The sequence below is a fragment of the Halostagnicola alkaliphila genome, from assembly GCF_055379965.1.
On record NZ_AP043826.1, the window covers coordinates 1,808,572 to 1,832,579 of the forward strand.

At 62.4% G+C, this 24,008-nt stretch carries 26 protein-coding genes; 15 read left to right on the top strand and 11 right to left on the bottom strand.

Annotation, left to right across the window (positions count from 1 at the left end; all coding sequences use genetic code 11):
* Nucleotides 1–126: 126 nt before the first annotated feature.
* Nucleotides 127–2,709, bottom strand: coding sequence for a DNA topoisomerase I (locus tag ACZ5C7_RS14115; protein WP_464376930.1), 2,583 nt, complete (start codon nucleotides 2,707–2,709; stop codon nucleotides 127–129).
* Between the two features lie 263 nt (nucleotides 2,710–2,972).
* On the opposite strand from ACZ5C7_RS14115, the gene ACZ5C7_RS14120 reads away from it, so the two are divergent.
* From ACZ5C7_RS14120 to ACZ5C7_RS14135, 4 genes are all read left to right on the top strand, one after another.
* Nucleotides 2,973–3,533, top strand: coding sequence for a CopG family transcriptional regulator (locus ACZ5C7_RS14120; protein ID WP_464376931.1), 561 nt, complete (start codon nucleotides 2,973–2,975; stop codon nucleotides 3,531–3,533).
* Nucleotides 3,534–3,735: 202 nt separating this feature from the next.
* Entirely contained in the window at nucleotides 3,736–4,941 is a 1,206-nt protein-coding gene (locus ACZ5C7_RS14125) for an Nramp family divalent metal transporter (protein WP_464376932.1), read from the top strand.
* A gap of 48 nt (nucleotides 4,942–4,989) precedes the next feature.
* A complete protein-coding gene (locus ACZ5C7_RS14130) occupies nucleotides 4,990–7,074 on the top strand; it encodes a hydantoinase/oxoprolinase family protein (protein ID WP_464376933.1) in 2,085 nt (694 codons plus the stop codon).
* Nucleotides 7,075–7,105: 31 nt separating this feature from the next.
* Complete coding sequence (locus ACZ5C7_RS14135) at nucleotides 7,106–8,788, top strand: hydantoinase B/oxoprolinase family protein (RefSeq protein ID WP_464376934.1); 1,683 nt, start codon at nucleotides 7,106–7,108, stop codon at nucleotides 8,786–8,788.
* Nucleotides 8,789–8,839: 51 nt separating this feature from the next.
* Here ACZ5C7_RS14135 and ACZ5C7_RS14140 read toward each other — a convergent pair whose 3' ends face one another.
* On the bottom strand, nucleotides 8,840–9,001 hold the full coding sequence (locus ACZ5C7_RS14140) for a hypothetical protein (protein ID WP_464376935.1): 162 nt from the start codon (nucleotides 8,999–9,001) through the stop codon (nucleotides 8,840–8,842).
* On the opposite strand from ACZ5C7_RS14140, the gene ACZ5C7_RS14145 reads away from it, so the two are divergent.
* Nucleotides 9,000–9,197 (top strand): hypothetical protein, encoded by a 198-nt coding sequence (locus tag ACZ5C7_RS14145; RefSeq protein WP_464376936.1) that lies wholly within the window; start codon nucleotides 9,000–9,002, stop codon nucleotides 9,195–9,197. The two genes, ACZ5C7_RS14140 and ACZ5C7_RS14145, sit on opposite strands and share 2 nt — an antisense overlap.
* Before the next feature lie 46 nt (nucleotides 9,198–9,243).
* Here the strand turns inward: ACZ5C7_RS14145 and ACZ5C7_RS14150 are convergent, their stop codons facing one another.
* The 3 genes from ACZ5C7_RS14150 to pth2 form a co-directional block, all read right to left on the bottom strand.
* Nucleotides 9,244–10,947 (bottom strand): flippase, encoded by a 1,704-nt coding sequence (locus ACZ5C7_RS14150; RefSeq protein WP_464376937.1) that lies wholly within the window; start codon nucleotides 10,945–10,947, stop codon nucleotides 9,244–9,246.
* A 176-nt stretch (nucleotides 10,948–11,123) separates the two neighbouring features.
* Nucleotides 11,124–11,495, bottom strand: coding sequence for an FxLYD domain-containing protein (locus ACZ5C7_RS14155; RefSeq protein ID WP_464376938.1), 372 nt, complete (start codon nucleotides 11,493–11,495; stop codon nucleotides 11,124–11,126).
* Nucleotides 11,496–11,621: 126 nt separating this feature from the next.
* Nucleotides 11,622–11,960, bottom strand: coding sequence for a peptidyl-tRNA hydrolase Pth2 (pth2, locus tag ACZ5C7_RS14160; protein WP_464376939.1), 339 nt, complete (start codon nucleotides 11,958–11,960; stop codon nucleotides 11,622–11,624).
* A 148-nt stretch (nucleotides 11,961–12,108) separates the two neighbouring features.
* Between pth2 and ACZ5C7_RS14165 the strand changes: the two genes are divergently transcribed.
* The 5 genes from ACZ5C7_RS14165 to ACZ5C7_RS14185 all read left to right on the top strand — a co-directional run bounded on the left by ACZ5C7_RS14165 (nucleotide 12,109) and on the right by ACZ5C7_RS14185 (nucleotide 16,303).
* Complete coding sequence (locus ACZ5C7_RS14165) at nucleotides 12,109–12,732, top strand: thioredoxin domain-containing protein (protein WP_464376940.1); 624 nt, start codon at nucleotides 12,109–12,111, stop codon at nucleotides 12,730–12,732.
* A 103-nt stretch (nucleotides 12,733–12,835) separates the two neighbouring features.
* Nucleotides 12,836–13,438: a dCTP deaminase gene (gene dcd / locus ACZ5C7_RS14170; RefSeq protein WP_464376941.1), complete on the top strand. Its 603-nt coding sequence runs from the start codon at nucleotides 12,836–12,838 to the stop codon at nucleotides 13,436–13,438.
* A gap of 76 nt (nucleotides 13,439–13,514) precedes the next feature.
* Nucleotides 13,515–14,543: a PAS domain-containing sensor histidine kinase gene (locus ACZ5C7_RS14175; RefSeq protein ID WP_464376942.1), complete on the top strand. Its 1,029-nt coding sequence runs from the start codon at nucleotides 13,515–13,517 to the stop codon at nucleotides 14,541–14,543.
* A gap of 154 nt (nucleotides 14,544–14,697) precedes the next feature.
* A complete protein-coding gene (locus tag ACZ5C7_RS14180; protein ID WP_464376943.1) occupies nucleotides 14,698–15,597 on the top strand; it encodes a thiamine-phosphate synthase family protein in 900 nt (299 codons plus the stop codon).
* A 31-nt stretch (nucleotides 15,598–15,628) separates the two neighbouring features.
* Nucleotides 15,629–16,303 carry a class I SAM-dependent methyltransferase gene (locus tag ACZ5C7_RS14185; RefSeq protein ID WP_464376944.1) on the top strand — a complete coding sequence of 225 codons (675 nt, stop codon included), beginning with the start codon at nucleotides 15,629–15,631 and terminating at the stop codon, nucleotides 16,301–16,303.
* A gap of 62 nt (nucleotides 16,304–16,365) precedes the next feature.
* Here ACZ5C7_RS14185 and ACZ5C7_RS14190 read toward each other — a convergent pair whose 3' ends face one another.
* From ACZ5C7_RS14190 to ACZ5C7_RS14210, 5 genes are all read right to left on the bottom strand, one after another.
* A complete protein-coding gene (locus ACZ5C7_RS14190; protein ID WP_464376945.1) occupies nucleotides 16,366–16,764 on the bottom strand; it encodes a hypothetical protein in 399 nt (132 codons plus the stop codon).
* Nucleotides 16,765–16,876: 112 nt separating this feature from the next.
* The gene (locus ACZ5C7_RS14195; RefSeq protein ID WP_464376946.1) at nucleotides 16,877–17,278 is read right to left on the bottom strand and encodes an acyl-CoA thioesterase; all 402 of its coding nucleotides are present in this window, start codon (nucleotides 17,276–17,278) and stop codon (nucleotides 16,877–16,879) included.
* Nucleotides 17,279–17,488: 210 nt separating this feature from the next.
* On the bottom strand, nucleotides 17,489–18,259 hold the full coding sequence (locus ACZ5C7_RS14200) for a DUF7001 family protein (protein WP_464376947.1): 771 nt from the start codon (nucleotides 18,257–18,259) through the stop codon (nucleotides 17,489–17,491).
* Between the two features lie 7 nt (nucleotides 18,260–18,266).
* Nucleotides 18,267–19,196 carry a sulfide-dependent adenosine diphosphate thiazole synthase gene (locus ACZ5C7_RS14205; RefSeq protein WP_283834107.1) on the bottom strand — a complete coding sequence of 310 codons (930 nt, stop codon included), beginning with the start codon at nucleotides 19,194–19,196 and terminating at the stop codon, nucleotides 18,267–18,269.
* A 140-nt stretch (nucleotides 19,197–19,336) separates the two neighbouring features.
* Nucleotides 19,337–19,780, bottom strand: a complete 444-nt coding sequence (locus ACZ5C7_RS14210) for an ester cyclase (protein ID WP_464376948.1) — start codon at nucleotides 19,778–19,780, stop codon at nucleotides 19,337–19,339.
* 209 nt (nucleotides 19,781–19,989) lie between these two features.
* Between ACZ5C7_RS14210 and ACZ5C7_RS14215 the strand changes: the two genes are divergently transcribed.
* On the top strand, nucleotides 19,990–20,631 hold the full coding sequence (locus ACZ5C7_RS14215; RefSeq protein ID WP_464376949.1) for an alpha/beta hydrolase: 642 nt from the start codon (nucleotides 19,990–19,992) through the stop codon (nucleotides 20,629–20,631).
* A gap of 78 nt (nucleotides 20,632–20,709) precedes the next feature.
* Here ACZ5C7_RS14215 and ACZ5C7_RS14220 read toward each other — a convergent pair whose 3' ends face one another.
* Nucleotides 20,710–20,955 (bottom strand): hypothetical protein, encoded by a 246-nt coding sequence (locus ACZ5C7_RS14220; protein WP_464376950.1) that lies wholly within the window; start codon nucleotides 20,953–20,955, stop codon nucleotides 20,710–20,712.
* A gap of 141 nt (nucleotides 20,956–21,096) precedes the next feature.
* Between ACZ5C7_RS14220 and truD the strand changes: the two genes are divergently transcribed.
* The 4 genes from truD (at nucleotide 21,097) to ACZ5C7_RS14240 (ending at nucleotide 24,000) form a co-directional block, all read left to right on the top strand.
* Nucleotides 21,097–22,488, top strand: a complete 1,392-nt coding sequence (gene truD / locus ACZ5C7_RS14225; protein WP_464376951.1) for a tRNA pseudouridine(13) synthase TruD — start codon at nucleotides 21,097–21,099, stop codon at nucleotides 22,486–22,488.
* 111 nt (nucleotides 22,489–22,599) lie between these two features.
* Nucleotides 22,600–23,316, top strand: a complete 717-nt coding sequence (locus tag ACZ5C7_RS14230; protein WP_464376952.1) for a DUF2103 domain-containing protein — start codon at nucleotides 22,600–22,602, stop codon at nucleotides 23,314–23,316.
* A gap of 156 nt (nucleotides 23,317–23,472) precedes the next feature.
* Complete coding sequence (locus ACZ5C7_RS14235) at nucleotides 23,473–23,685, top strand: hypothetical protein (RefSeq protein WP_464376953.1); 213 nt, start codon at nucleotides 23,473–23,475, stop codon at nucleotides 23,683–23,685.
* A 42-nt stretch (nucleotides 23,686–23,727) separates the two neighbouring features.
* Nucleotides 23,728–24,000, top strand: coding sequence for an eL43 family ribosomal protein (locus tag ACZ5C7_RS14240; protein ID WP_464376954.1), 273 nt, complete (start codon nucleotides 23,728–23,730; stop codon nucleotides 23,998–24,000).
* Nucleotides 24,001–24,008: the final 8 nt, after the last annotated feature.

A 24,008-nucleotide genomic window follows, 5' to 3' on the forward strand; every position in this document is an offset into this window, starting at 1 on the left:
ACCAAAACCGGAGTTACAGTTTCAACGGCGACCGCCTGATGGGGTCATAGGGTCGGTTGTGACTGTTTACCCGTTAGTCGCCAGAACGGGTGGCGACTGGCCGGAGATGACTGAGAATCCACCCTATCAGGCCTTCGCCTGCCACGTCCGAACCCGATCCGAGCTCACGCCGTCGACGCTTTCGGCGACGGCATCCGGGTCGGCATCGGAGAGGTCCGACACGTCCTCGATTCCCGCGTTCGCCAGCTTTTCGACGGTCTTCGCACCGATCCCCTCGAGCGCCTCGAGGTCCGATCCGCTGTCGGCTTCTCGAGCCTGGAACTCGCGGTAGTTACAGATCGGACAGCCGAGCTCCCACGGTTCGTCGCCGTTGTGAACGAGCAGTTCCGGAAGGTCGTGTTCCTCGCAGCGTTCGTCGGTGACCTCGATTTCGCCTCGGCGAGGGAGTGGGAGCGAATACTCGCAGTCGGGGTATCGGGTACAGCCGACGAGTCTCGAGCCGCTCTGGAGGGTTTTGACGGCGAGTTCGCCGCCCGCTTCGGCGGTTTCACCGCCTTCTCGCGACTCCTCTGGAGTCGCGCTGTCCTCTCCGCAGTCCGGACACGCCCCCAACGTCGGCCCTTCGCCGGCCTCTTCGGCCTTACAGAGCGCACAGCCGTGGACGAACGTCTGTCGACCGGCGAGCATCTTGACCTCGTTGAGGCCGTGGTCCTCGCACTCATTCTCGAGGATAAGCGGCTTACCCGTCGAGGGGAGTGGCAGTGTGTTCTCACAGTCGGGATAGCCGTCGCAGCCGACGAAATAGGAGCCGTGGCGCGAGCGCCGAACGAGCAGGTCCTCGCCGCATTCGGGACACGGACCGAGGCGCTTGTCGTCTTTGAGCGACTTGCGAAGCTGGTCGCCGATCTCCTCGCGAGAGTCCGCGAGACTCGCGAAGATATCCGCTAACATCTCTCGAGATTCGTTGGTGACCTCCTCGAGCGTGGCTTCGCCGTTTGCAATCGCGTCCATGTCGGCCTCGAGTTGGGCCGTCATCCCTTCGCTGACGACGCGGTCGGCGTAGTCTTCCGCGGCCCCGACGACGGCCATCGCGAGCCGCGTCGGCCGCGGCGGATCGCTCTCGATGTAGCCCCGATCGTAGAGCTTCTCGATCGTCTCGTGACGGGTCGACTTCGTTCCGATACCCAGATCCTCCATCGTCTCGATGAGCCGCGATTGGCCGTATCGACGCGGCGGCTGGGTTTCTTTGGCCTCGAGTTCGGCCTCGGAAAGCGAGAGTTCCCCGCCCACGTCGACGGCGGGAACGAAGTTCTCGGAGGTGTTGAAGTACGGGTAGACGTCGTGGTAGCCGGGTTCGACGAGTCGCTTGCCGTTTGCCTTGAGTCGTTCCTCGTCGTCGACCTCCGCGACGACCTTGAGGTGTTCCCACTCCGCGGGCTCGGCGACGGTCGCGTAGAAGCGCCGAACGACGAGTTCGAACACTTCCCACTCGTCGTCGCTCACGTCGCCGCCGCGGGACGGAATCTCTCCCGTCGGATGAATCGGCGGGTGGTCGGTCGTCTCCTCGTCACCTTCGGTCGGGACGATTTCTTCGTCTCCCTCGAGCAGGGATTCCGCGCTCTCGCCGAGCGTCGGGTGACCGACGAACTCGTCGAGCAAGGCGTCGGGCTCGAGATCGTCCGGGTAGACCGTGTTGTCGGTTCGGGGATAGGTAATGTAACCGGCCGTGTAGAGGTCCTCCGCGATGGACATCGCCCGCTTCGCGGAGTAGCCGATTGCGCTCGCTGCGCGAATGAATTGGGTCGTGTTGAACGGTGCCGGCGGCGAATCCGTCCGGCTTCGACCGTTGACGTCGACGACCGTGGCCGAGTCAGCGCTCGAGAGCGTCTCGTAGACTCCCTCTGCGGTCGACTCGTCCCAGACGCGTTCGGCTTCGTTGTCGTCTTCGTCGCGATAGAAGTACTGAGCTTCGAACGGCGCGGTCGGGTCCTCGCCGCTCTCGCCGTCGGCCTCGGCACCGTCGTCGCTGTCAGTTTTCGCCAGGTCGGCGACCAGTTCCCAGTAGGATTCGGGATCGAAGGCCTCGATTTCGCGCTCGCGGTCGACCATCAGTTTGAGCGTCGGCGACTGCACTCGCCCGACCGAGATGAAGTCGTTGCCCAGTTGGCCCGACGAAAGCGAGAGGAATCGTGTGAGCGACGCCCCCCAGATCAGATCGATGATCTGGCGAGCCTCCCCGGCCGCGGCGAGGTCGAAGTCGAGTTCGTCGGGTTCGTCGAACGCCGACTGAACCTCGTTTTCGGTGATCGAGGAGAACCGAACCCGGCGAATCGGGATGTCGTCGTTCGCTTCCTCGACGATCTCGTAGGCTTCCTTGCCGATGAGTTCGCCCTCGCGGTCGTAGTCAGTCGCGATCGTCGCCCGTTCGGCTTTGCGCGCGAGGATCCGAAGCGTCGCGACGATGTTCTCTTTCGTCGCGGTCTTTTCGACGCTCGCGTCGATCAACTCCTTGGGTTCGACGTCTCGCCAATCGGAGTACTCCGGCGGAAAATCAACCCCGACGACGTGGCCGGAGAGGCCGACGCAGCGCTTGCCGCCCCACTCGTAAACGTTCACTCCGTTCTTGCGACTCGAGTCCATCGACCCGCCGCTCAGGATTTCGGCGATTCGCCGCGCAGCGTTGTCCTTCTCCGTAATTATCAGCTCCACGGCCGCTCACCCCCCATAAGGAACTTCTCGAGCATGATCGCTCGGTACGACCGAGATTGGGATAACCCTTTCGACGAAATTTGCCCAAAACCGCAGGACTACGCGGGTATGCGTGCGATGTGCGCTCGCGTGCGCGAGGTGGCTCGAGATGAGGAGTACGTTCTCGAGACGGGATGCGTCGATTCACGAAATGTGAGGGGGTCGACGCCGGAACTCGAGTGCGGTTGCGGACAGTTATCCGTCTGGCATGCCTCTGCGGACCTATGACTCGCCGGATGACGGTTTCTCTCGACGACGACGCGGAGACGGCGCTCGAGACGCTCATGTCCCAGACGGACAACGGCCAGAGCGAGGTGGTTCGACGAGCGCTCGCGTTCTACGCGGCGAACTTCGAGGCCGCGAGCGGTCGCCCCAGCGACAACTTAGAGCAGTACTATCAGATGCTTTCTTCAGGCGAACACATCCTGCTCGACGTCGACTTCCTGCACTGCTTTCTCGAACACCTCTACGAGGACGGCGACCCGGATCCGGCGTTCGTCGAGGCCGCCGACCGCGTCTCGGACTACCACGCTCGCGAGTATGCAGAGCGATTCGACAGTGTGGAGGAACTCCTCGAGTGGCTGTCGTTCTGCGGATTTCTGGCCGTTCGAACCCAGGGCGAGGGCGTCTACCAGATCGTCTTCGCCTCCGAGTCGATCCGGTGGTTCATGACGCGATTCATCGAACGCAGTACGATCGACATGCCGGTCGATATCGAAATCGATCAGGGACTCTCGAAGGTGCTCATCACGGAACGATCGACGGCGGACGACGACGAGAGCTGATCTCGGCCGACGAACCTTGTGAGGCGAAGCCGAGTCGAGCCGATTCGGGTCGACAAGTCGATACCGTCCATCATACGCGTTCATACGAGTTCACAAAACTTCATACTAATCTCTCAAATACTATCGAAGAAATGCGTCCGTATGACCACTTCTCAACAATCCTTTTGTAGATTACAGAGAGGGATGTGAGTGTATCTCGTACATGGGTTTCATCGATCGGCTCAAGGCAATCGGTCCGGGAGCGCTCGTCGCAGCGGCGTTCGTCGGTCCAGGTACCGTAACGACTGCAAGTGTAATCGGCGCCGAGTACGCCTACCTCCTGTTGTGGACAATAGCGTTCTCGATTATCGCGACGATGGTTCTCCAAGAGATGAGCGCGCGGCTCGGTCTAGTCTCTCGAGAGGGACTCGGCGAAGCGCTCCGGAACGAGTTTTCGAACCCCTTCGTCAAGACGCTCACCGTCGGGTTGGTCGTCGCCGCGATCGGAATCGGGACGGCGGCGTTCCAGACCGGCAACATCGTCGGCGGTGCGGCGGGGTTGAGTACTATGACCGGCGTTAGCGAGAACATTTGGGGACCGATGATCGGTCTCGTCGCGGGCGCCTTGCTCTGGACCGGGAACTACAAATTGATCGAACGGGTGTTCATCGGGCTCGTCACCGTCATGGGGCTCGCATTCGTCGCTAACGCGATTATGGTTCGACCGGATCTCGGCGCGCTCTCCGGCGGGCTCGTGCCGACCGTTCCGGAAGGGTCAGCGTACCTGATCGCCGGACTCGTCGGGACGACCGTCGTCGGCTACAACCTGTTCCTCCACGCGAGTACCGTCCAAGAGCGTTGGGACGGAGCGAGCGACCTCGCGGAGTGTCGGACGGATACGATCGCGATGGTCGTCCTCGGCGGAATCATCACAACCTCGATCGTCGTGACCGCAGCGGCGGTGTTTCCGGAGGGGACGGCCATCGACGATGTCGGTGAAATGGCCGACCAGCTCGAGCCGGTCTTCGGCGGGTACGCGTTGACGTTCTTCGCGATCGGCTTGTTCGCTGCAGGCTTTACGAGTGCGATGAGTGCGCCGCTGGCGGGTGCCTACGCTACCGCCGGTGCGCTGGGGTGGGAGCGAGATCTCACGTCCACGCGATTCCGCGCCATTTGGGTGTCGATCCTCAGCGTCGGTATCGTCTTTTCGGCACTCGATTATAGCCCCGTAGAAGTTATCGTCTTCGCACAGGTCGCGAACGGTCTGCTCTTGCCGATCCTCGCAGTATTCTTAATCTACGCGATGAACAACGAGTCGTTGCTCGGAGAACAGACGAACAGCACGCTCCAGAACGTTCTCGGCGGCCTCGTCACGCTCGTCGTAGTTGGAATCGGTCTGCAGACGTTGTACGATCTTCTCGTCCTCTAATCGGAGCACCATCACTATCTATCCAGATCTCACATGAACGAATCAGACATGACGGACGCAGTTGAATCGCACCGAGCAACCGATGAATCAGCATCCTCGAGCCGGAACTACCATTCGAACGCGACCGACACTCGAGTCGGCGTCGACGTGGGTGGCACGTTCACCGACGTGGCGCTCTCGGTCGAGGATCGACTCGTTACCGCGAAAGTACCCACCACGGACGACCAGAGCGTGGGCGTCCTCGAGGGAATCGAGAAGGCCTGCGACCGCGCTGGCATCGAGCCGAGCGAGATCGACGAGTTCGCCCACGCGATGACCGTCTCGGTCAACGCCCTCCTCGAGCGCGGCGGAGCCAAGACCGCGCTGGTCACGACCGAGGGCTTCCGGGACGTCCTCGAGATCGGCAGGCAGGACCGACCCGACCTGTACGATCTCGAGGCCGAGAAGCCCGAGTCGCTCGTTCCGCGCCGTCGGCGGTACGAGCTCGACGAGCGAACGACGCCCGAAGGCGTCGAACGAGCGGTCGACGAGGAGGACGTTCGGGAACTCGCAGCGACCCTGCGAGAGTGCGATGTCGAGAGCGTGGCGATCTGTCTGCTTCACGCCTACGCCGACCCCGAGAACGAGCGAGTCGTCGCCGACGTGCTCCGCGAGGAACTCGAGGTGCCGGTGTCGGCTTCTCACGAAGTCCTCGCCGAGTTCCGAGAGTTCGAGCGAACCTCGACGACGGCCGTCGACGCCTACGTTCGCCCGGCGATCGACAGCTACGTCGGCCGGCTGGTCGAGGAGGCGACCGAGGCGGGCATCCCCGCGCCGCGGATCATGCAAGCAAACGGCGGCATCGCGGACCCCGAAACGGTCCGCGAGCAGGCCGTCACGACGACGCTTTCGGGACCAGCCGCAGGCGTGGTCGGTGCCGCCGCCACGGTGGACGACGACGCGGTTTCGGGGCTCGTCACCTTCGACATGGGCGGCACCTCGAGCGACGTTAGCCTCGTCCGCGACGGCGAAGCGGAACGGACGACCAACTCCGAAATCGACGGGCTCCCGATCCGAACGCCGATGGTCGACGTGAACACCGTCGGAGCCGGCGGCGGTTCGATCGCCTGGGTCGACGCGGGCAGTGCGCTTCGAGTTGGTCCCCGATCTTCGGGGGCCCAACCCGGACCGGCTTGCTACGGCCGCGGGGGAACCGAACCGACGGTGACCGACGCGAACGTCGTCCTCGGCTACATCGGCCCCGAAACTGCTCTCGGCGGGGAGTTCACGCTCGACGTCGAGGCCGCCCACGACGCCCTGGAACGGCTCGCGGACGAAGCCGGACTCGAGAACGCGCTCGAGGCGGCTCGCGGCGTCTACCGCGTCGCCAACGCGACGATGACCCGGACGATCCGCTCGGTCACCGTCGAGCGCGGCCACGACCCGCGGGAGTTCGCGCTCGTCGCCTTCGGCGGCGCGGGGCCGATGCACGCCGCATCACTCGCCGAGAGCCTCGAGGTCGACCGCGTCGTCGTCCCCCGTCCCGGCGGGGTTCTCTCGGCGTTCGGCCTGCTCGCGGCCGACGAGAGCTACGACGCCGTAAGGACGGTCGGCGTCGATCTCGAGACCGCCGATCCGTCCCGCCTCGAGGACGTCTACGACGGACTCGTTTCGGACGTGCTGGCCGACGCCTCCGATCCCGACGTGGCTCGGATCGAACGAACCGCCGACTGCCGGTACGCCGGGCAAAGCTTCGAACTGTCCGTCTCTGCAGGGGAGCAGTTCGACCCGTCCGCGGTCGCCGAGCGGTTCCACGAAGCGCACGAACAGGCCTACGGCTACGCGATGGACGAGGCTATCGAGGTCGTCAACCTGCGCGCGAGCGCGACCGTCGACGGCCCCGACCCGCTCGTCCGCCACGACGGCGAGAGCGACGCTCGGATCGGAACGCGGGACGCACACTTCCCGGACCACGGAACGCGGGAAACCGCGGTCTACGAAAGAGACCGACTCGAGCCGGGCGCGCCGGTCGAGGGGCCCGCGGTCCTCGAGCAAGCCGAGAGTACGACCGTCGTCCCGCCCGCGTGGACGGGCGAGATCCTCGAGGACGGAACGCTCGTCATGACGCAGGACCAGTCAAACGGCGGGGAATAGCTCGATGAGCCAACAGCAAACAGCCACACCGATGACCGACGACTCAATCGATCCGATCACCCTGGAAGTACTGCGAAACCAACTCGAGAGCGCCGCCGAGGAAATGGGCCAGACCCTGATCCGCGGGGCGTACTCGCCGAACATCAAGGAACGCCGCGACTGCTCGACGGCGCTGTTCGACGCCGACGGCCGGATGGTCGCGCAAGCGGAACACATCCCCGTCCACCTCGGCGCGATGCCCGAGTCCGTCGAAGCGGTGCGCGAACACGACCCGAAACCCGGCGACGTGTTCGTTCTCAACGACCCGTTCACCGGCGGGACGCACCTGCCCGACGTGACGATGGTCTCGCCGATCGCCCCAGAGGGCGAGATCGTCGGCTACGCGGTTTCTCGAGCGCACCACGCCGACGTCGGCGGGATGACTCCCGGGAGCATGCCCGCAGGGGCTCGAGAGATCTATCAGGAGGGACTTCGACTGCCGCCGATTCGGCTCGTCGAGAACGGCGAGATCCGATCGGACGTACAGTCGCTCGTCCTCGCGAACGTCCGTAACGCTCGCGAGCGCCGAGCCGACTTTCGCGCACAGCTCGCGGCGAACGAACGCGCCGAAGCGCGCGTCGCCTCGCTGATCGACGAGCACGGTCGAGATACCGTCCTGGCCGGGTTCGACGCCGTGATCGACTACTCTCGAGAACGTATCGTAAGCGAGGTCGAGGAGCTACCCGACGGCGTTTACGAGGCCACCGACGTGCTCGAGGGCGACGGGATCACCGACGAAGACATCAGAATCGAGACGACGGTCACGGTCGAGGGTTCGACGATAACCGTCGACTTCTCCGGAACAGCAGAACAGGTCGAGGGGAACCTGAACGCACCGATCGCAGTCGCTAAGAGCGCGGTCTACTTCGTCGTTCGGTGTATCACCGATCCCGAAATTCCGCCGAACGACGGCTGCTATGCGCCCGTATCCGTCGGCGCTCCCGAAGGATCGTTACTCAATCCGACCGCGCCCGCGGCCGTCGTCGGCGGGAACGTCGAGACGAGCCAGCGGGTCACCGATGTGGTCTTCACCGCGCTGGCGAAGGCCGCGCCGGACCGCGTCCCAGCACAGGGCCAGGGCACGATGAACAACCTGACCATCGGCGCTCGTGACGGCTCCTTTACCTACTACGAGACGATCGGCGGCGGGTTCGGCGCTCGATCCGGCGCGGACGGGATGGACGGCGTCCAGGTCGGGATGACCAACACGCTCAACACGCCGATCGAATCGATGGAGACCGAGTACCCGATGCGGGTCGAACGCTACGCCCTCCGGCCCGGAAGCGGCGGGGACGGGAAATTCCGCGGCGGACTCGGCCTCGAGCGCGCCGTGACGGTCGAAACCGAGTCGACGGTTTCCCTGCTCACCGAGCGTCGTCGCCACGCGCCCGGCGGCGTCGCGGGCGGCGAGGACGGCGCACGCGGGCAGAACCTACTCGAGTTCCCGGACGGTCTCGAAGTTCCTGACGGGGTCAAATTGGCTGAAAATGGCGATTCGGCAGACGAAACGGCGGTCGCCGCGAAGACGACGGTCGACGTTCCCGCCGGAACGACGGTGACGGTTCGAACGCCCGGCGGCGGCGGCCACGGCGATTCCGGCGATCGGGAGCAGGCCGCGATCGACCGCGATCTGGCGGACGAGAAAGCGTATCTCGACGCCGAGAAAGACGAGTGATTCGGACCCATATCCAACGGCGGTACCGATGACCGGAACCGCACCGGCCTGCTAGTCCCCTGGTCGAACACGACGGCGGAACCCGAGTTCGAGCGGACGACGGCCGATAGCGTCACGATCCATTTGGCGCGAATGGTCCTCGAGTCGGTCACCGTCGAGGAACTCGACGCGATAAGCGACGACGCGATCCGCGGCGGGAAACTGCTCGCACATGCCGACGTACGCGGTCGCCTACGCCTACACCATCGGCATCAGCTTTACGGGCCTGCTTCGACGGAGAACTCGAGGACCGACTCGAGGCCGATCTGGGCGTTCCCGTCGTGACGAGTACCGGGCAACGTTGTGGAATGTCGCCCGCATCGTGTCGATCGATATCGACGCGCCGGGTGCGCTCTTCGACGGAAGTTGAATCCCGGATTCGCTTTTCCAGCCGCTATTCGGCTACGGGGCTGGTCTCACCGGTTCCACGGACCCGCGGGAAGCCACTTTTCGATCGCGGGACTGAACTCGGCCGCCATCTGGGCGTCGTCATCGGTAAACGCGTCCGTCGTGAGGAGCGTAAAGACGTAGGCCGCCAGGACGACGATCGGGAGCAACGCGACGACGATGGTATCCGAGTCGATGAAATAGACCACCGGGGCCCCGGCGATCGTCGCGGGAATACCGGCGAAAATTATCTTCCCGAAGTCCTTCGTGAACGGGTGAACCCCGTCGAGATAGTAGAGTTCCCCGATGGTCAGCCCGCCGACGAGAAAGAGCGCCGTCGCCGACCCGATCGCCGCCCCCTCCATCCCGAACAGCGGGACGAGCGCCAGCGAGACGAGGAAGTTCGCGCCGAAGAGGACGAGCGTGTTCGCGAAGACGACCCGGGAGTAGCCCATCCCCTGGAGAAGCGTGCCGTCTGGTCCGCCGAAGGTGACGTTAAACAGGAACGCGAGCGCCAACAACGCGACGACCGCACTCGCCTCGCTGTACTGGGGCGTGTACAACACCGCGAGGTAGGAACTCGCGCCCAGCGAGAGCGTGATCGCGATCGGGAGCGTCAGCCCCGCAATCCACCGGGCGGCGACCCGGAACCGTTCGTTGACCAGTTCCGTGTCCTCTCGAGTCTCGGCGATCAGCGGTTTGAACACCGGAGACAGCGAGTTGAAGATGATCATCAGCCCGGAGCCGAGCATATAGCCGACTCTGTAGATCCCCACGTCGTCCGAATCGAGGAAAAAGCCGAGCACGAAGTAATCGACGTGGCCCATCAGGACGAAGACGACGCTCGTCATCGCCAACGGAACCGAGTAGGTCAACAACGGCTTCGGAGCGACGAACTCGAGTTTCGTCGAGAGCAGGTCCCAGGCCTTGTAGGTAAAGACCATCGCGCCGATCGTGATGGCGATAAACAGGCCGACGACGTACCCGGCGATCAGTCCGAGTAGGCCGAACCCGGACAACAAGAGCGCCGCGGTCACGGTAAACCGGACCAGCGGGCGAACGAGGTCGCGCATGATCACCCGGTACTGGAGCTTCTTGATGCTGTAATAGGAGGTGAGCAAGACGTTGTAGATCGCCAGCATCGGGATCGTCACGCTCAACAGCAACAGTGCGATCTGCATCGACGGCTCCTGAAAGAACTCGCCGACGTACCCGGCACTCGCCGCGAGCGTGAGCGCGACGAGCGAAGAGGTTACAAGAACCGTCGCGGTGACCTGCACGATGACGCCTTTGGCCTTCCCGTGTTCACCCTCGTCCAAGTACTGGGGAACGAAGTAGTCGATAGCCAACGGGAGTCCAAGATTGGCGAACACCTGCATGAACAGGATGACGGACGTCGCCAGCACGAATAGTCCGTACACCGATGGACTCACGAACCGCGTCATCAACATGACGATCGCAAACCCCATCGCTCCGTTGACGACGTTTCCGATGAAGGTGATACTCCCCTGTCTCGCCAGCGTCGACACGCCCGAATCGTGATCGCTCGAGCCGTCCACCCCGCCCGGGTCGCCGCTCTCCCCAGCGACAGCAAAGGAACGGTCCTCGACGTTTCGGTCCTCGAGATCCCGTTCGGCATCGTCGTTCGAGGAGTTGCCGGCTTCCGACCGGTCGTCTTCGAGATCGGTCGCGTCGGTTTCCGTGCGTTCGCCGTTTCCATTTCCGTCGGCCATCTCAGCACCTCACCCAGAGCGTCGATTTCCGGCGCTGTTTCGAAAGCGGGAACGCCTCGACGGAAGCTACCCAGACGTGGAAGCTATCACGGCTACTCGAAGGGGACCGCCCACTCGAGACTCCGGCGAAGGGTTCTTGCAATCGGGTGTGGTCCATGTGCTCGATCAGTTGTCTCTCAGACGCCGGTGACTGGCTCGAGTTCGTACTCCTCGACCTCCGCGGCGCGTTCGCCGAAATCGGGGAATTCAATTTCGAATCCCCACTCCTCCTCCGCGCTGACGTCTTCCTGAACGTTTTCGATGACGCTCTCTAATTCCTCTCCCTCGTCGTCGAAAAACGTCGCCCGAATCTCGACGTAGTTCAGCGTCCGATCCCCGACGTTTCTGGCGACTCCCCAGACGTAGACGCGTTCCTCCTCGGTTCCGGGATTGTCCCGGATCAGGCTATCCCAGATAATTTCGACATCCTCGGGGTCCTGTATCTCCTCGCCGTTGCCGACACAGCCGGGGAGACAGACCGCGAGCACGAGAAACGCGCGACGTTTCATCCTGCGGACTTTTGATCGGTGGTTCCTTGAGCGTTCTGGATACGTACTCGAGTTTTTTCGAGACGAAAACGGAATCAGCGATGAAGTGACGGTCGGCTGTCGTGTTACCGTGTGGATGTCAGGCGTTCAAAACAGCGGCAGTTCTCCGGTCACGCGGTCGACGATATCTTCTTCCGCCGGACCGACCGCCAGGGCAGTCACGGTCCCGGGCTCGAGTTGGGTGTGTCCCGCGTCGCGGACGATCGCTTGTGCGATCCCCCTATGTTCGGCGATTTCGGAGAGTTCGTGGAGTTCTCGTTCGCTGCTTCCCTTGAGAACGATCTTCTTCTGCCCGCCCGATTTCCACTCGCGACGGGTTCGTTTGTCGGCTTTCTCGTAGGCCGATAGCGAGGCGTGGGCGACCTGTGCGGCGAGTTTTCCCTGTCCCATCCCGATATCGGTCCGTGCGACGATGGCCTGTTTCATACCGTCCCTCTCGAGAGCGACCGATATAGGAACGGCGATCGGTTTCGATTCGTGCTTATCCGCCGGCCCGAACCCTGATGCTGGATCGAACCCTGATGCTGGATGCCGCTGTCACTACATATTTCACGGCGCAGTCGCTAGCGAGTACATGGATATTTCACGCCGTACGTTCACCGCAACGGCACTGACGAGCGCCGCTGTCGCCGTTGCCGGCTGTTCCGGCTCGAGCGAGGATGAAATAGCACTCGAGGGCGAGTCGGAGCTTTCGGTTCCGGTTGCGGGCGATCCGGACGCGGATGTGACCGTCATGGTCTTCGAGGACTTCTCCTGTGGCGGCTGTCGCAGTTTTAAACAAAACGTCTATCCGCAGATCCACGACGCGTACATCGAACCCGGCCAAATTCGGTACGAGCATCGCGATTTCCCCAGAACGATCGGTGACGAGTGGTCGTGGCAAATCGCCGGCGCAGCGCGGTCCGTTCAGGATCGGGGCGGCGACGACGCCTTCTGGGAGTTCACGGAGAACATCTACGGCGAGTTCGACGACTACTCGCTCGAGGCTATCGAGCGGGTCGCAGATGAAGCTGGCGTCGACGGATCCGAAGTCGTCGACGACGTGGAGGACGAGCGATTCAGAGACGAGTTAGAGGCCGAAGCGGATCGCGCCGAAGACGCGGGCGTCAGCGCGACGCCGACGGCCGTTGTCGACGGACAGACAGTCGACGAACCGACCTACGACGAGATCGAATCGGATATCGAGGACGCGCTGTAGCCCAGTAGTAACTCAGCAACATTTTCCGTCTGTTCTCTCACCCGTTGCTTCCTCGAGGCAGCCTTTCAGTGACTTTTAATCCCCTCCACTCGAGTCCTCGCACATGATCCTTTCCGACGCGGATATTCTCGAGCGCCTCGAGGAGGGCGACCTCGTTATCGATCCGATCGACGACTACGAACTCCAGATCCAGCCGGCGAGCGTCGACATGCGACTCGGACGGGAGTTCCTCGAGTTCCAGCGGACGAACATCCCCTGCATCCATCCGACCTCCGAGGGAGAAGTCGACGAGTACGTGACCGAGACGTATGTCGAGGACGACGACGACTTCATCTTGCATCCGGGAGACTTCGTCCTCGGCACGACCCACGAACGCGTCGAGATTCCCGCCGATCTGATCGCCCACGTCGAAGGGCGTTCGTCGCTCGGTCGCCTCGCGGTGGTCGTCCACGCGACTGCGGGGCTGTGCGATCCGGGGTATCGCGGGCAGATCACCCTCGAGCTATCGAACCTCGGCTCCGCACCCGTCGCGTTGACGCCGGGGATGCGAATCTCGCAATTGACGTTCACGGAACTCAAAACGCCCGCCGACCGGCCGTACGGAAGCGATCGCGGATCGAAGTATCAGGACCAGGACGGCCCGCAGGCCTCTCGAATCCAGAGCGACGACGAGTTCGGCGGCGACCAACTCGATCGAACGGATTGATGACATCGCTTGCCGTCCGAGTTTGGAGCGGTGGCCGACAGCTATTTTTCTTGACTAGTGTTTCTAGAGAACAAGAGTGATTCCTCCAGCCGACACCGACCTGCTTCAGGTTAGTGTTAATGCGCTCCCGTTCGAGGTCGCGTGGGTAGACTCCGCTGGCGTGATAATTTTTGCCAACGACTCGTGGATGGCGTTCGGAGACGCGAACAGTTCGAACCACGACACTCACTGGGTAGGCGAAAACTATCTGTCCGTCTGTCAGCAGGCCGACGGACCGACAGCTACTGCAGTCGCGGACGGCCTCGAGGCCTTGTTGTCAGGCGATCGGGAGCACTTCCGACTCGAGTATCCGTGCCATCCACCGGACGACCAGCGGTGGTTTCTCCTCGACGCGACGGCGGTAACCTACGACGGCGACCGATACGCCATCGTGAGTCACATCGATATTACGACCCGCAAGCAAGCCGAACTGCAACGGGATCGACAGATCGAACAGCTCGAAACCATCGTAAACGCGGTCTCTCACGACCTTCGAAATCCGCTCAATATCGTCGACGGCTACGCCGAACTGTTGGCGAACGAGGAGACGAACGCGGACGCAGTAGCGGCCATTCGAGAAAGTACCGACCGGATGATCGAGATGGTCGATTCGATACTCGAGTTCGCGCAGACACAACGCGTCAGCGCTCTCACACGGGTCGCGTTGGCAGATGTCGCAGCGAACGCGTGGGCACTAACGCCGACCGCCGACGCCTCGCTCGCGGTCGAATCCTCTCGCTTGTTCGTTGCCGACGAAGCCCTTCTGACACAGCTCTTCGAAGCCCTCTTTCATAACGCCGTCGAGCACGGCGGCTCGTCGGTAACTATCTGGGTCGGAGCGACCGAGGACGGAATCTACGTCGAAGACGATGGATCCGGAATTCGGCCTGCTAAGCGCGCCCAGTTGCAAAATAGCGATGTCTCGCGCGATGCGAAAACCAGATTCGGTCTCGAGGTCGTCCGAGCGATCGTGATCGCTCACGACTGGTCGCTTTCGATTACCGACGGCCGAGCGGACGGCGCGCGAATCGAAATTCGTGATATAGAGCCCACGAAAGTCGCGTGAACGGACGTTCGAATACTGGATCGTATCGGAAGGCGATCTTCGAATGACAACGAATCGGTCCGGATTCGAGCCGGCTCCACCCTGTTGGCTGGACACGAATCTCACAGCAGTGAGCCACAGTTATCCCGCAGCGCTTCCTAGGACGGGTCAACAGATGAAATTCGTCGAAGAGATAGTCGTCGAGGAGTTCTTGCCGACAGTTCGGTCGATGTTAGCCGGCGAACTTCGCGAACGGGGGCTCACACAGAGTGAAGTCGCGTCCGTACTCGGAATTAGCCAGAGCGCCGTTTCGAAGTACGCTCACGGTGACGTAACGATCAATCAGCTGGTCGCAACCGACGAGCGAGTCGAGTCACTCGTCGCCGAACTCGGGGAGGGGCTGGCGACGGGCGATACGACGCCGGTACAGGCGCTCATCGAACTCGAGATCTTGGTTCGCGAACTCGAACGCGGCGGCGACGTTCTCGCGCGGGTTCACGAGGAGGAAGTCCCGGAACTCGCCGAGTACGAATCGAGTTTTCGCGTCCACGATCCGGAAAGTGATCTCCGGGCGAGCGAACGCGTTCTCTCCTCGATCCGACGAGGGCTTCGAATTCTCGAGAACGCGAGCGGTTTTTCGGGACTGATTCCCGCGGTCGGTTCGAATTTGGTCGCGTGCACGCCCGACGCCGAGGGAGTGGACGACGTCGCGGGCGTTCCCGGACGTGTGTTCGATGTGAAGGGGAAAGCGACGGTTCCCGGCGGCCCGGAGTTCGGGGTTTCAGAACACGTGGCAACGGTGTTGCTCGCGGCGCGTCGACACGGTGCCGACGTCTCGGCCGCCGCGAACATCAAATACGATCGGGATATCATCGAGACGCTCGCATCGCAGGGACACGCGACTGCCGAGTTCGACGAGTCTTCAGACATCGCCTCGAGCATCGGTGGAGCGATCGACGCGAATCCGGATGCGACGGTCCTCTATCAAACCGGAGGAATGGGGATCGAACCGATCACGTACGTGCTCGGTCCGGACGCAGAATCAGTCGCTGATACGGTTCGCTCGTTAATTTAAGGGCGGCGGCTGACGTTGGAGGTAGACGAGGATGACCAACACGGGATCGGAAAACGCCCAGGCGTTCTACGGAAGGTGGTCGCAGTTGTACGACTTGCTCGCTCGCAAAACGCCCGGTATTACGACGCTCCGTCGACGAGCGACCAGTGCCTGTCGACTCGAGCCCGGCGATACGGTCGTCGAGATGGGGTGTGGAACGGGTGCGAACCTTCCCTTCCTTCGGGAAGCGGTCGGTCCGGAGGGCACCGTGGTCGGCATCGATTTTACCGAACCCGTCCTCCGGCGAGCTCGCGAGTTGACCGCACCGTACGATAACGTTCACGTCGTTCGTGGCGATGCGACGACGCCGCCGATCTCGGGCCCGGTCGATTCGGTACTCGCCACATTCGTCGTCGGTATGCTGTCGAATCCTGCCGGTGCGGTCGACGACTGGTGCGAACTCGTCGAGAGCGGCGGACATCTCGTGCTCGTCAATGCCGCCCGGAGTCGACGGTGGTACAGTCCGCCGGTAAACGCCGTCTTTCACGCGGTCACGGTTCTCTCGACGCCCCCGACGACGAAGCTCCGATACGACCGTCCGCCGACCGAGCGCCTGGACGAACGCATCGGAGCTGCCCACGATAAACTCCGAGAAAACGCCGTCGCAGTCGCCCACGAGACCCACGCCCTGGGTGTCGTGCGATTGACTGGTGGTCGCCTCGAATGATCCGTGCTATTCTACCGGTTCGACCGACTCGAAAACCACCGGACCTCAACCCCCTTTTTCACTCACTCCGTCGAATATTCTCGGTCGTGCTCGAGGCGACCGTGTCCCGCGACGAACTGAACCGAAACCGGTTCGCTCCGGTCGAGCAAGGCCACCATGACATCGCTAACCCGTTCGAACTCCGGGCCTCGCCCGACCAGAAACGGATCGGTTTTCCAGCGAACGAACTCGTAGTCTTCTAACACCGGCAGATGGCGGTGAACCAGTTGGGATCGAAGCTCCCGTAACTCACACTCGAGTGCGGGGGAGGTTGCGGCTTCGGGGAGTTCGACGAACTCCTCGGAACCGGCGTTCAGGAGCGAAACCAAGACCTGACGTCGTGGTTCGGCCGAGAGCGCGGTGAAAACGTGATCCCTGCGTTCGACACTCTCATTTTCATCCTGACAGGTGGATGTGGGCATAATACCTTATTGTATGATAATGACACACATAATAGTTATGTTTAATTGATTGATTTACCCGCATCTCGACGGTTGTGTCGACCCCCCTACTGAGCGAACCCGGTTCCGAGATTCATTCGAGTGACTCATACTCGAGAATCGGCTCCCGAATTTCGTCGGGGAGGGGTTCGGGTCGCTCGCTTTCCGGATCGAAATGGACGTTCGTCGTCTCGCCGGTCGCCACGACTTCCCCCTCGACGCGGAACTCGTAGGTCATCGTCCAACTCGTTTCGCCGAGTTCGGTTACCGAAACCGCGACCTCGAGGTCGTCGTCGAGCGAAATCGGTCGAGTAAACGAGAGTTCGAGATTGACGATGACGAGTTCGAACTCGGTAATGTCGACGCCTAGCACCGACTCGAGATACGCGAATCTGGCTTCCTCGAGATAGGTCGAATACACCGCGTTGTTGACGTGGTTTAGTCGGTCGATATCGCGAAACCGAACGGGGATCGACAGCGTAAATTCATCACTCATTTATAGTTGGTGACGGAGCCGTCCGTAAAATGTGCACCGGATTCACGAGACGCGAAACGGGCCGTCGCGCGGGACGCTTACCCACCCGCACAATCTGTCGTTCCGGACTCCTGATTGTGTGTTCGGGCGCGACGAACTCACGACGTCGGTATTCGGGGCACGGAAGAATTCGAGAAGCGGTCCGCCGTTCGTCCTCAGTTGAAACGCCTGTTAACTGTACAGCGATGCGTGCTCGTCACAGAAGACGGGGTCTCGAAGTTGGGCTTCGATCAAGTCCTCGTGATAGTGGGCGTTGAACAACCGGCATCCCTCCTCGTCGCAAAAGGGCTCTCCCGCCACGAGATAGTGAACCGCCTGAAGAACATACCCCTTCAGGGCGTCCGTCGTTCGGGGATCGTTCTCGATCAGAAAATCACCCTCGACGCGGTTCTCGAGCACTTCCCGCGGCGGCGTATCTCCTGAAAGCAGCGCATGGCGCTGTTGTTCCTTGTAGTAACTTTCGGGCTTTGCCGGCGCTTCGTATAGCCCCGGCACGGAGACGAGTCCGGGTTGACCGAGCACGTTCACCCGCTTGTGCCACCGGCCGTCGTGCTCTCCCCAGGTGCCGATCGCTCGATCGAGAATCGGCACGTGGAGCGTCTCGAGATCCCGTTCCTCGGGAGCCAAAGCGTCGTTGAGCGCCCGCTGGATCTGCAGGCCGTCGTAGAGTACACCCCCTGCACGGTCGGGCGACTCGAGGGCTCGCTCTTCGTATCGAATCGTGCCGAGCATCGTGTTGCCCGTGTCACGATCGTACGGAGAGAGCACTCGCGCCTCGGCGAAGCGCTCGGCAAGCTCGTCGGTGCGGTGAACGTCGAGAAATCGATCTCGCACGACGACATCTGCGCCGACCGACGACTCGAGGCGCTTCTCGAGCCAGTCTGCGATCTCCTCGACCTGCGCTTCGGCCGTCGGCACACGGTACAGGACGACTCGATTCATCGCCGGTTCAGTCGTCGGCGGGAGCCGCTCGAGAGCTCAGTTCGACGGGTTCGGCGTCGACCTCGAGCTCGTCGAGTGCGACTTGGGCGGCGCGTTTGCCGGAGACGAGCATGGCACCGAACGTCGGGCCCATGCGCGGCAGTCCGAACGTGGTCGCGGTGGCCATCCCGGTCGCGATCAGGCCCTCGTGGACGAGTCCGGTGTGTTCGACGACGGCGTCTTCGCTCTCGCCGACCCACATCGAGTCGTGGCCGGGCGAGTCGTGGCCGGGCGCGCCGTAGGTGTCGCTGTCGGTCTGATCCATGACCTCGCCGCGGTCGCGGGCGTCCTGGATGCCCGGCGCGTCGAGGACGCCGCGCTCGTCGAGCTTGGTGACCGCCATCGCGTCGTGACCCGTCGCGTCGATGACGAGATCCGCTTCGACGGCGATGGGATCGACGCAGGTGATCTCTCGAGGCAGGGCGTGGACGGGCGTCCAGTTCATGACGATGCCGCCGACGCGGTGGTTCTCTCGGATGACGATATCCGTAAACTCGGTCATGTTTTGCATCTTCGCGCCCGCGTCGCAGGCGGCCTTGATTAGACCGGAACACGCCTCCGGACCGTTCGCGACGTAGAGGTCTTCGCTGTCCTGGGACTCCTTGTAGGAAACGTCGAGTTCGTCGAGAACCTTCTGGGCCGGGCTCCGAACGGTGACCTTGTTCATCAGGAAGCCGCCGAGCCAGAAGCCGCCGCCCAGGTAGTTGTTCTTCTCGACGACCATTACCTTCACACCGCGCTCGGAGAGCTCCTTCGCGGCCGTCAGGCCGGACGGACCGCCACCGACGATGATGACGTCCGAATCCGAGAAGTCCATGAACTCCTCGGTCCATTCCTGTCCGATCGCTCGTGTTACGTCCGCTTCGCCGACGTCGCTGAATTTTTCGAACTCGCTCATACAACTAGGTAATAACACTGAGTAGTGAAAAGAGTATCGAGTTTCTCGGCCGGCAGTTCGTTCCCGGTTCTACTGCTTTCGATAACGGCCCCATCGCTTCCGAGCGGGCCTAAACGGTTTGAGAGTCGAAAAAAGGGGTCTCACTCCATCGATCCGTCGAACTCCTCGAGCGGCGGGACGGCCCCCACTTCCTGAAGGAGGCCCAGCGCGTCGTAGTTCGTCCACATCTCGGTGATTTTCCCGTCTTCGACGCGGTACATCTCCATCCCCGACACCGAAACCCGTTCGTCGGTCGGTTCGATGCCCATGAACGGTCCCTCGTGGGTCCCCTGGGCGGTGTATCGGAGCGCGACCATTTCGCCCTCGCCGATCACGGCTTCGACCTCGTAGGTGACGTCGGGGAATGCTTCTCGATAGGTCTCGACGTACCCTCTGTACTCTTCACGGCCCTGCTGTTCGTCACCCGCGGACGGATCGTGCAGGACGAACGTCTCCGCAAATATCTCGTCGATCGCATCGAGGTTTCCATCGGTCCAGATCTCCTCCGGGTCGCGCCGAACGAGCGTTTTCGGTTCTGTTGTCATTGGAATCCGCCGTCTCGCGGCCGACGCACTCGTCGGATTCGACCGACCGATTGGCGAAGCGCCGAACCGGTATCCTTCGAGTCCGCGGCCCTCAGAACGGCTCGGAGCCCTACCATCGACGAGCTTGTAAACCTAGCACGGCTCGAGCGCAGCAGGCTCGAATCACCGATTCACCAACGTCTTTTGACGTTCGAGCCGTTGGACTAACTATGATCGACGATCCGCACGGAACCCAGCCGATCGAGCGAGCCGGAGCCGACCTCGAGGAAGCCGGCGCGGCGATGATCCTCGTTCACGGTCGCGGGGCTCGCGCGCAGGGTATGCTCGAGTTCGCGAACGAATTCGCTCGCGACGATATCGCGTACCTCGCGCCGCAGGCACACCGAGGGACTTGGTATCCGAACTCGTTTCTCGCGCCGCTCGAGGACAATCAGCCCCATCTCGATTCCGCGCTCGCCAAACTAGACGACGTCCGCGAGACGGTCGAATCTGGGGGGGTTCCGCTCGAGAAGACGATACTCCTCGGCTTCTCCCAGGGCGGCTGTCTTTCGACGGAGTACGCGGCTCGAAACGCGGACCGATACGGGGGCGTCGTCGCGCTTTCGGGCGGGTTAATCGGACCCGAGGGAACGCCGCGAGACTACGACGGGTCGATGGACGGAACGCCGGTCTTCATCGGCTGCGGCGACCAGGATCCGCACATCCCCGTCGAACGAGTTGAGGAGTCGATTCGAGCCTTCGACGACCTCGAGGCCGAGACCGAGAAACGGATCTACCAAGGCGTCGGCCACACGGTGCTGGAGGACGAACTCGAGTACGTGCGCGAACTCGTCGACGATATTACGGAGTAAACGGGTTCTGCTCGCCGGCAGAGAGTGATCGGTTTTTGATCGGCGTTTTTCGTTACGGAGTCGATCGCTCCTGATACGTCACACGTGTAGCCAGAGCGCTGCACTCACGAGTATAATCGTCAATACCGCACCACCGACGATCGCCGTTCGTTCCTCGAGCGGGCCGGGGTGATAGGCGAGAAGCGGCAGTACGGCACAGCCCAGAGCAGCGCCGATCAGCGTCCCGATCCGCACTGAGCTATCGGTAACGAGCGAGACGGCGATGAACGCGACGAGCGCACCGACCATCGCGAGCAGCGTACTTCGGAGCGGAGACGGCTTCATACAAAGTGGTGAAAACGGGTCACTATATGATATGCGATATAGTTGTTACCTTCGAGCGATTCTCTCCACGTCGGATGTAGGCCGCCGCCTCGAGAACGAACCGATTTAGTCCCGGCGGCCAAAGCCGTTCCCAGTACGAACATGCGTCCTGCCCATCCAACCGAAGCCGCCGTCGGCATGGAGTATTACGTCAGCGACGCCGACGGGGTCGGCGGTCGCTTGCGCGACGCCGATGACCACTTTCGCGTGCGCGAACTCGAGCGGTTCTCGACCGAGCCCGTCGACGCGTCGACGGACGCCTATCCGCACCTCGTCTTTCGGGCGACGCTCACGGCCTGGGATACGAACGACTTCGCGTCCCAGCTCTCGGACGCGCTGGGAGTCAGCCGCGAACGAATCAACTGGGCCGGAACCAAGGACAAGTACGCCGTTACGACCCAGCTGTTCTCCGTCTACGAGACCGACCGGAACGAGTTGCCGAACGTGAACGGTGCCGAGATCGAGGTGCTCGGGAGGGCGGGCCGAGCGCTCGAGTTCGGCGACCTCGCGGGAAACGCGTTCGAACTCGTCGTCAGCGGCGCCGAGCGGCCCGAAAACGCAGCAGTGATCACCGACGAACTCGCCGAATTTGGTGGAACGAACGGCGGCGAGAAAGACGACGACGTGAGCGACGACGAAGACGGCTCGTCGATATCCGTCGCGGTCCCCAACTTCTTCGGTCAGCAACGCTTCGGAAGCCGTCGGCCCGTCACCCACAAAGTCGGCCTCGCGATCGCTCGAGACGACTGGGAGGGTGCGGTGATGGCCTATCTCGGTAATCCGTCCGAATCCGAGCCGGACGGGACCCAAGAGGCCCGTGAGTTCGTCGACGAAACGCGCGACTGGCAGGAATCGCTCGATCGGTTCCCGAACCGCCTTCGGTACGAGCGCTCCATGTTGCACGAACTGGCCGAACACCAGAGCCAGGAGTCGGGAGAGCCGGGGCCGGAGACGTACCGGGCGGCACTCGAGCGCGTGCCATCGAACCTCCAGCGGCTGTTCGTGCACGCGGCCCAGTCCTACGCGTTCAACCTGATGCTGAGCGAGCGCTTAGAGCGCGGCCTTCCCTTCGACCGACCGGTCGAGGGCGACGTCGTCTGTTTCGCCGATCGAGACGCACCCGAGGCGCTCGAATTGCCCGACGTCGATCGAGAACAGCGCGTAGACGAACGCCGCGTTCGATCCGTCACCCGCCACTGCGAGCGAGGACGAGCGTTCGTCACGGCACCCTTAGTTGGCACCGAGACGGAACTCGCCGACGGCGAACAGGGCGAGATCGAACGAGACGTGCTCGAGGAACTCGGACTCGAGCCCGGCGACTTCGATCTCCCCGGCGAGTTCCACTCGACTGGGACCCGGCGCGCGATCCTCGTTCGGACCGACCTCGCCCTCGAACGCGAGCCGTTGACGCTCTCGTTCGCCTTGCCGAAGGGATGCTACGCGACGGTCCTCTGTCGCGAGTATCTGAAAGTCGATCCAATCGAACTCGGGTAAGGTACACGAAGCAGTTCGAGAGACGACCATCCCGTCGCTTCCGAACGTGCCGTCCTTCTCGAGCGAAAGCGCGGGCGTTTTACACGAACGGCATCAAACGGGCACAGAGCCATGGAGTGTCGCCACTGCGCGTCGCCGCTCGAGAAACCCGGAGACTTCTGTCTGGTCTGTCGGGAGGAAAACACGGAGCGGATCGTTCTCGAGGCGGGTCGCGAGCGGGCGACGATCACGATGCTCACCGACGAGGCGGTTCTCGGCGAGACGACCATCACGACGGTTCCCGAAACCGGCGAGGAAGAAACTGTCGAGTTTCGGAACTTCGCGGAACTGATCGGCGACGAAATTCGGCGAAAGCGCCCGGAGGAAGTCTACGCTGCGGGCGATCGACCGGTTATCCGCGCCGTTCGAAACACCCTCCACCACACGTTCTACCGCGTCGACGACGAGGATCCCGTCGAAGCCGTCATCGAGCGAAACGGGGAGCGAGCGCTCGACGTCGTCGATTTGCCCCTCAAGGAGAAAATCGGCGGGAGCCACACGACGCTCATCGGCGGGCGAACGGGAATGCGGGCCATTCAGACCGTCGCGGGCCACCCGCACGTCAAGAAAGTTATCCCCGGACCGATCGACGCCGGCGGGAAAGGGTCGCAGTCGGGGTTGCGCGCAAAAGTCACTCGAGCCGACGACGGCGGAAACATTCGCCTCCTTTTGCGAGACGGCTCGAGCGTGCAGGAAAACCGGATCGTAACGACCGCTCGCGACCGAGAGATGGGAGAACGGGTTCGAGACGATCTCAACGACGTGCTCGACGAGGAGGAGTTTCAGTAGCTCGAGCGCGCACCGAACCACGTTGAGAGCGATCGAAGGAGTGTCAGTCGGTTTTCGCTCACCTCATCGCCGATCAATTTTCCGACTCGATGGAAGAGACAGAACCTGCTGGTTGTCAGTCACTTATCCGGCAAGCCGTAATTAGATGTAATTACGATGCTCGAGCGCGCTGACCTCATCCTGGCTGTGATTCCGATGCTCGCGATGAGCGGACTCCTCGTTCGAACGCTCATCGCCATCACCGGCATCGGAACGGGACTGCTCGCCGCACCGCTCGCGCCGGCCGGCTACCTGGCCGCACTCGGCGTCGTCGTCCGCGAACTGCTGTGGGCCCCCGTCGCGAGCGAGGAGGCGAACGGACGAGCGTGACTCAACAGCTTTATGAATCCGCTGGGGATAGTTTACGATACTATGAGCAACAACTCTGGGATCGTCGGTAGCGCTGGCCGATTCGGTGCACGCTACGGGCGCGTCGCCCGACGACGAGTGAGCGAGATCGAAGCCGACATGGAAAACGCAGCGGTTGACGGCGACGACGTTACCCGCGTCGGAACCGGGATCTGGAAGAACGACGAAACCGGCGAAGTGTTCACCGGCGGTGCCTACCGCCCACAGACGCCGGCCGGCAAAACCGTAACTCGATCGATTCGAGCCGCGCTGTCCGAAGACGAGAGCGAAAACTAACGACCTTA

Excerpts from the sequence above, each read along its gene's own strand:
- truD (WP_464376951.1), top strand. The coding sequence starts at position 21,097 with ATGCGTCCTGCCCATCCAACCGAAGCCGCCGTCGGCATGGAGTATTAC.
- ACZ5C7_RS14230 (WP_464376952.1), top strand. The coding sequence starts at position 22,600 with ATGGAGTGTCGCCACTGCGCGTCGCCGCTCGAGAAACCCGGAGACTTC.
- ACZ5C7_RS14235 (WP_464376953.1), top strand. The coding sequence starts at position 23,473 with ATGCTCGAGCGCGCTGACCTCATCCTGGCTGTGATTCCGATGCTCGCG.
- ACZ5C7_RS14180 (WP_464376943.1), top strand. The coding sequence starts at position 14,698 with ATGAAATTCGTCGAAGAGATAGTCGTCGAGGAGTTCTTGCCGACAGTT.
- ACZ5C7_RS14185 (WP_464376944.1), top strand. The coding sequence starts at position 15,629 with ATGACCAACACGGGATCGGAAAACGCCCAGGCGTTCTACGGAAGGTGG.
- dcd (WP_464376941.1), top strand. The coding sequence starts at position 12,836 with ATGATCCTTTCCGACGCGGATATTCTCGAGCGCCTCGAGGAGGGCGAC.
- ACZ5C7_RS14165 (WP_464376940.1), top strand. The coding sequence starts at position 12,109 with ATGGATATTTCACGCCGTACGTTCACCGCAACGGCACTGACGAGCGCC.
- ACZ5C7_RS14145 (WP_464376936.1), top strand. The coding sequence starts at position 9,000 with ATGCCGACGTACGCGGTCGCCTACGCCTACACCATCGGCATCAGCTTT.
- ACZ5C7_RS14130 (WP_464376933.1), top strand. The coding sequence starts at position 4,990 with ATGACGGACGCAGTTGAATCGCACCGAGCAACCGATGAATCAGCATCC.
- ACZ5C7_RS14190 (WP_464376945.1), bottom strand. The coding sequence starts at position 16,764 with ATGCCCACATCCACCTGTCAGGATGAAAATGAGAGTGTCGAACGCAGG.
- ACZ5C7_RS14195 (WP_464376946.1), bottom strand. The coding sequence starts at position 17,278 with ATGAGTGATGAATTTACGCTGTCGATCCCCGTTCGGTTTCGCGATATC.
- ACZ5C7_RS14155 (WP_464376938.1), bottom strand. The coding sequence starts at position 11,495 with ATGAAACGTCGCGCGTTTCTCGTGCTCGCGGTCTGTCTCCCCGGCTGT.
- ACZ5C7_RS14205 (WP_283834107.1), bottom strand. The coding sequence starts at position 19,196 with ATGAGCGAGTTCGAAAAATTCAGCGACGTCGGCGAAGCGGACGTAACA.
- pth2 (WP_464376939.1), bottom strand. The coding sequence starts at position 11,960 with ATGAAACAGGCCATCGTCGCACGGACCGATATCGGGATGGGACAGGGA.
- ACZ5C7_RS14135 (WP_464376934.1), top strand. The coding sequence starts at position 7,106 with ATGACCGACGACTCAATCGATCCGATCACCCTGGAAGTACTGCGAAAC.
- ACZ5C7_RS14200 (WP_464376947.1), bottom strand. The coding sequence starts at position 18,259 with ATGAATCGAGTCGTCCTGTACCGTGTGCCGACGGCCGAAGCGCAGGTC.
- ACZ5C7_RS14125 (WP_464376932.1), top strand. The coding sequence starts at position 3,736 with ATGGGTTTCATCGATCGGCTCAAGGCAATCGGTCCGGGAGCGCTCGTC.
- ACZ5C7_RS14215 (WP_464376949.1), top strand. The coding sequence starts at position 19,990 with ATGATCGACGATCCGCACGGAACCCAGCCGATCGAGCGAGCCGGAGCC.
- ACZ5C7_RS14140 (WP_464376935.1), bottom strand. The coding sequence starts at position 9,001 with ATGTGCGAGCAGTTTCCCGCCGCGGATCGCGTCGTCGCTTATCGCGTC.
- ACZ5C7_RS14150 (WP_464376937.1), bottom strand. The coding sequence starts at position 10,947 with ATGGCCGACGGAAATGGAAACGGCGAACGCACGGAAACCGACGCGACC.
- ACZ5C7_RS14220 (WP_464376950.1), bottom strand. The coding sequence starts at position 20,955 with ATGAAGCCGTCTCCGCTCCGAAGTACGCTGCTCGCGATGGTCGGTGCG.
- ACZ5C7_RS14120 (WP_464376931.1), top strand. The coding sequence starts at position 2,973 with ATGACTCGCCGGATGACGGTTTCTCTCGACGACGACGCGGAGACGGCG.
- ACZ5C7_RS14210 (WP_464376948.1), bottom strand. The coding sequence starts at position 19,780 with ATGACAACAGAACCGAAAACGCTCGTTCGGCGCGACCCGGAGGAGATC.
- ACZ5C7_RS14240 (WP_464376954.1), top strand. The coding sequence starts at position 23,728 with ATGAGCAACAACTCTGGGATCGTCGGTAGCGCTGGCCGATTCGGTGCA.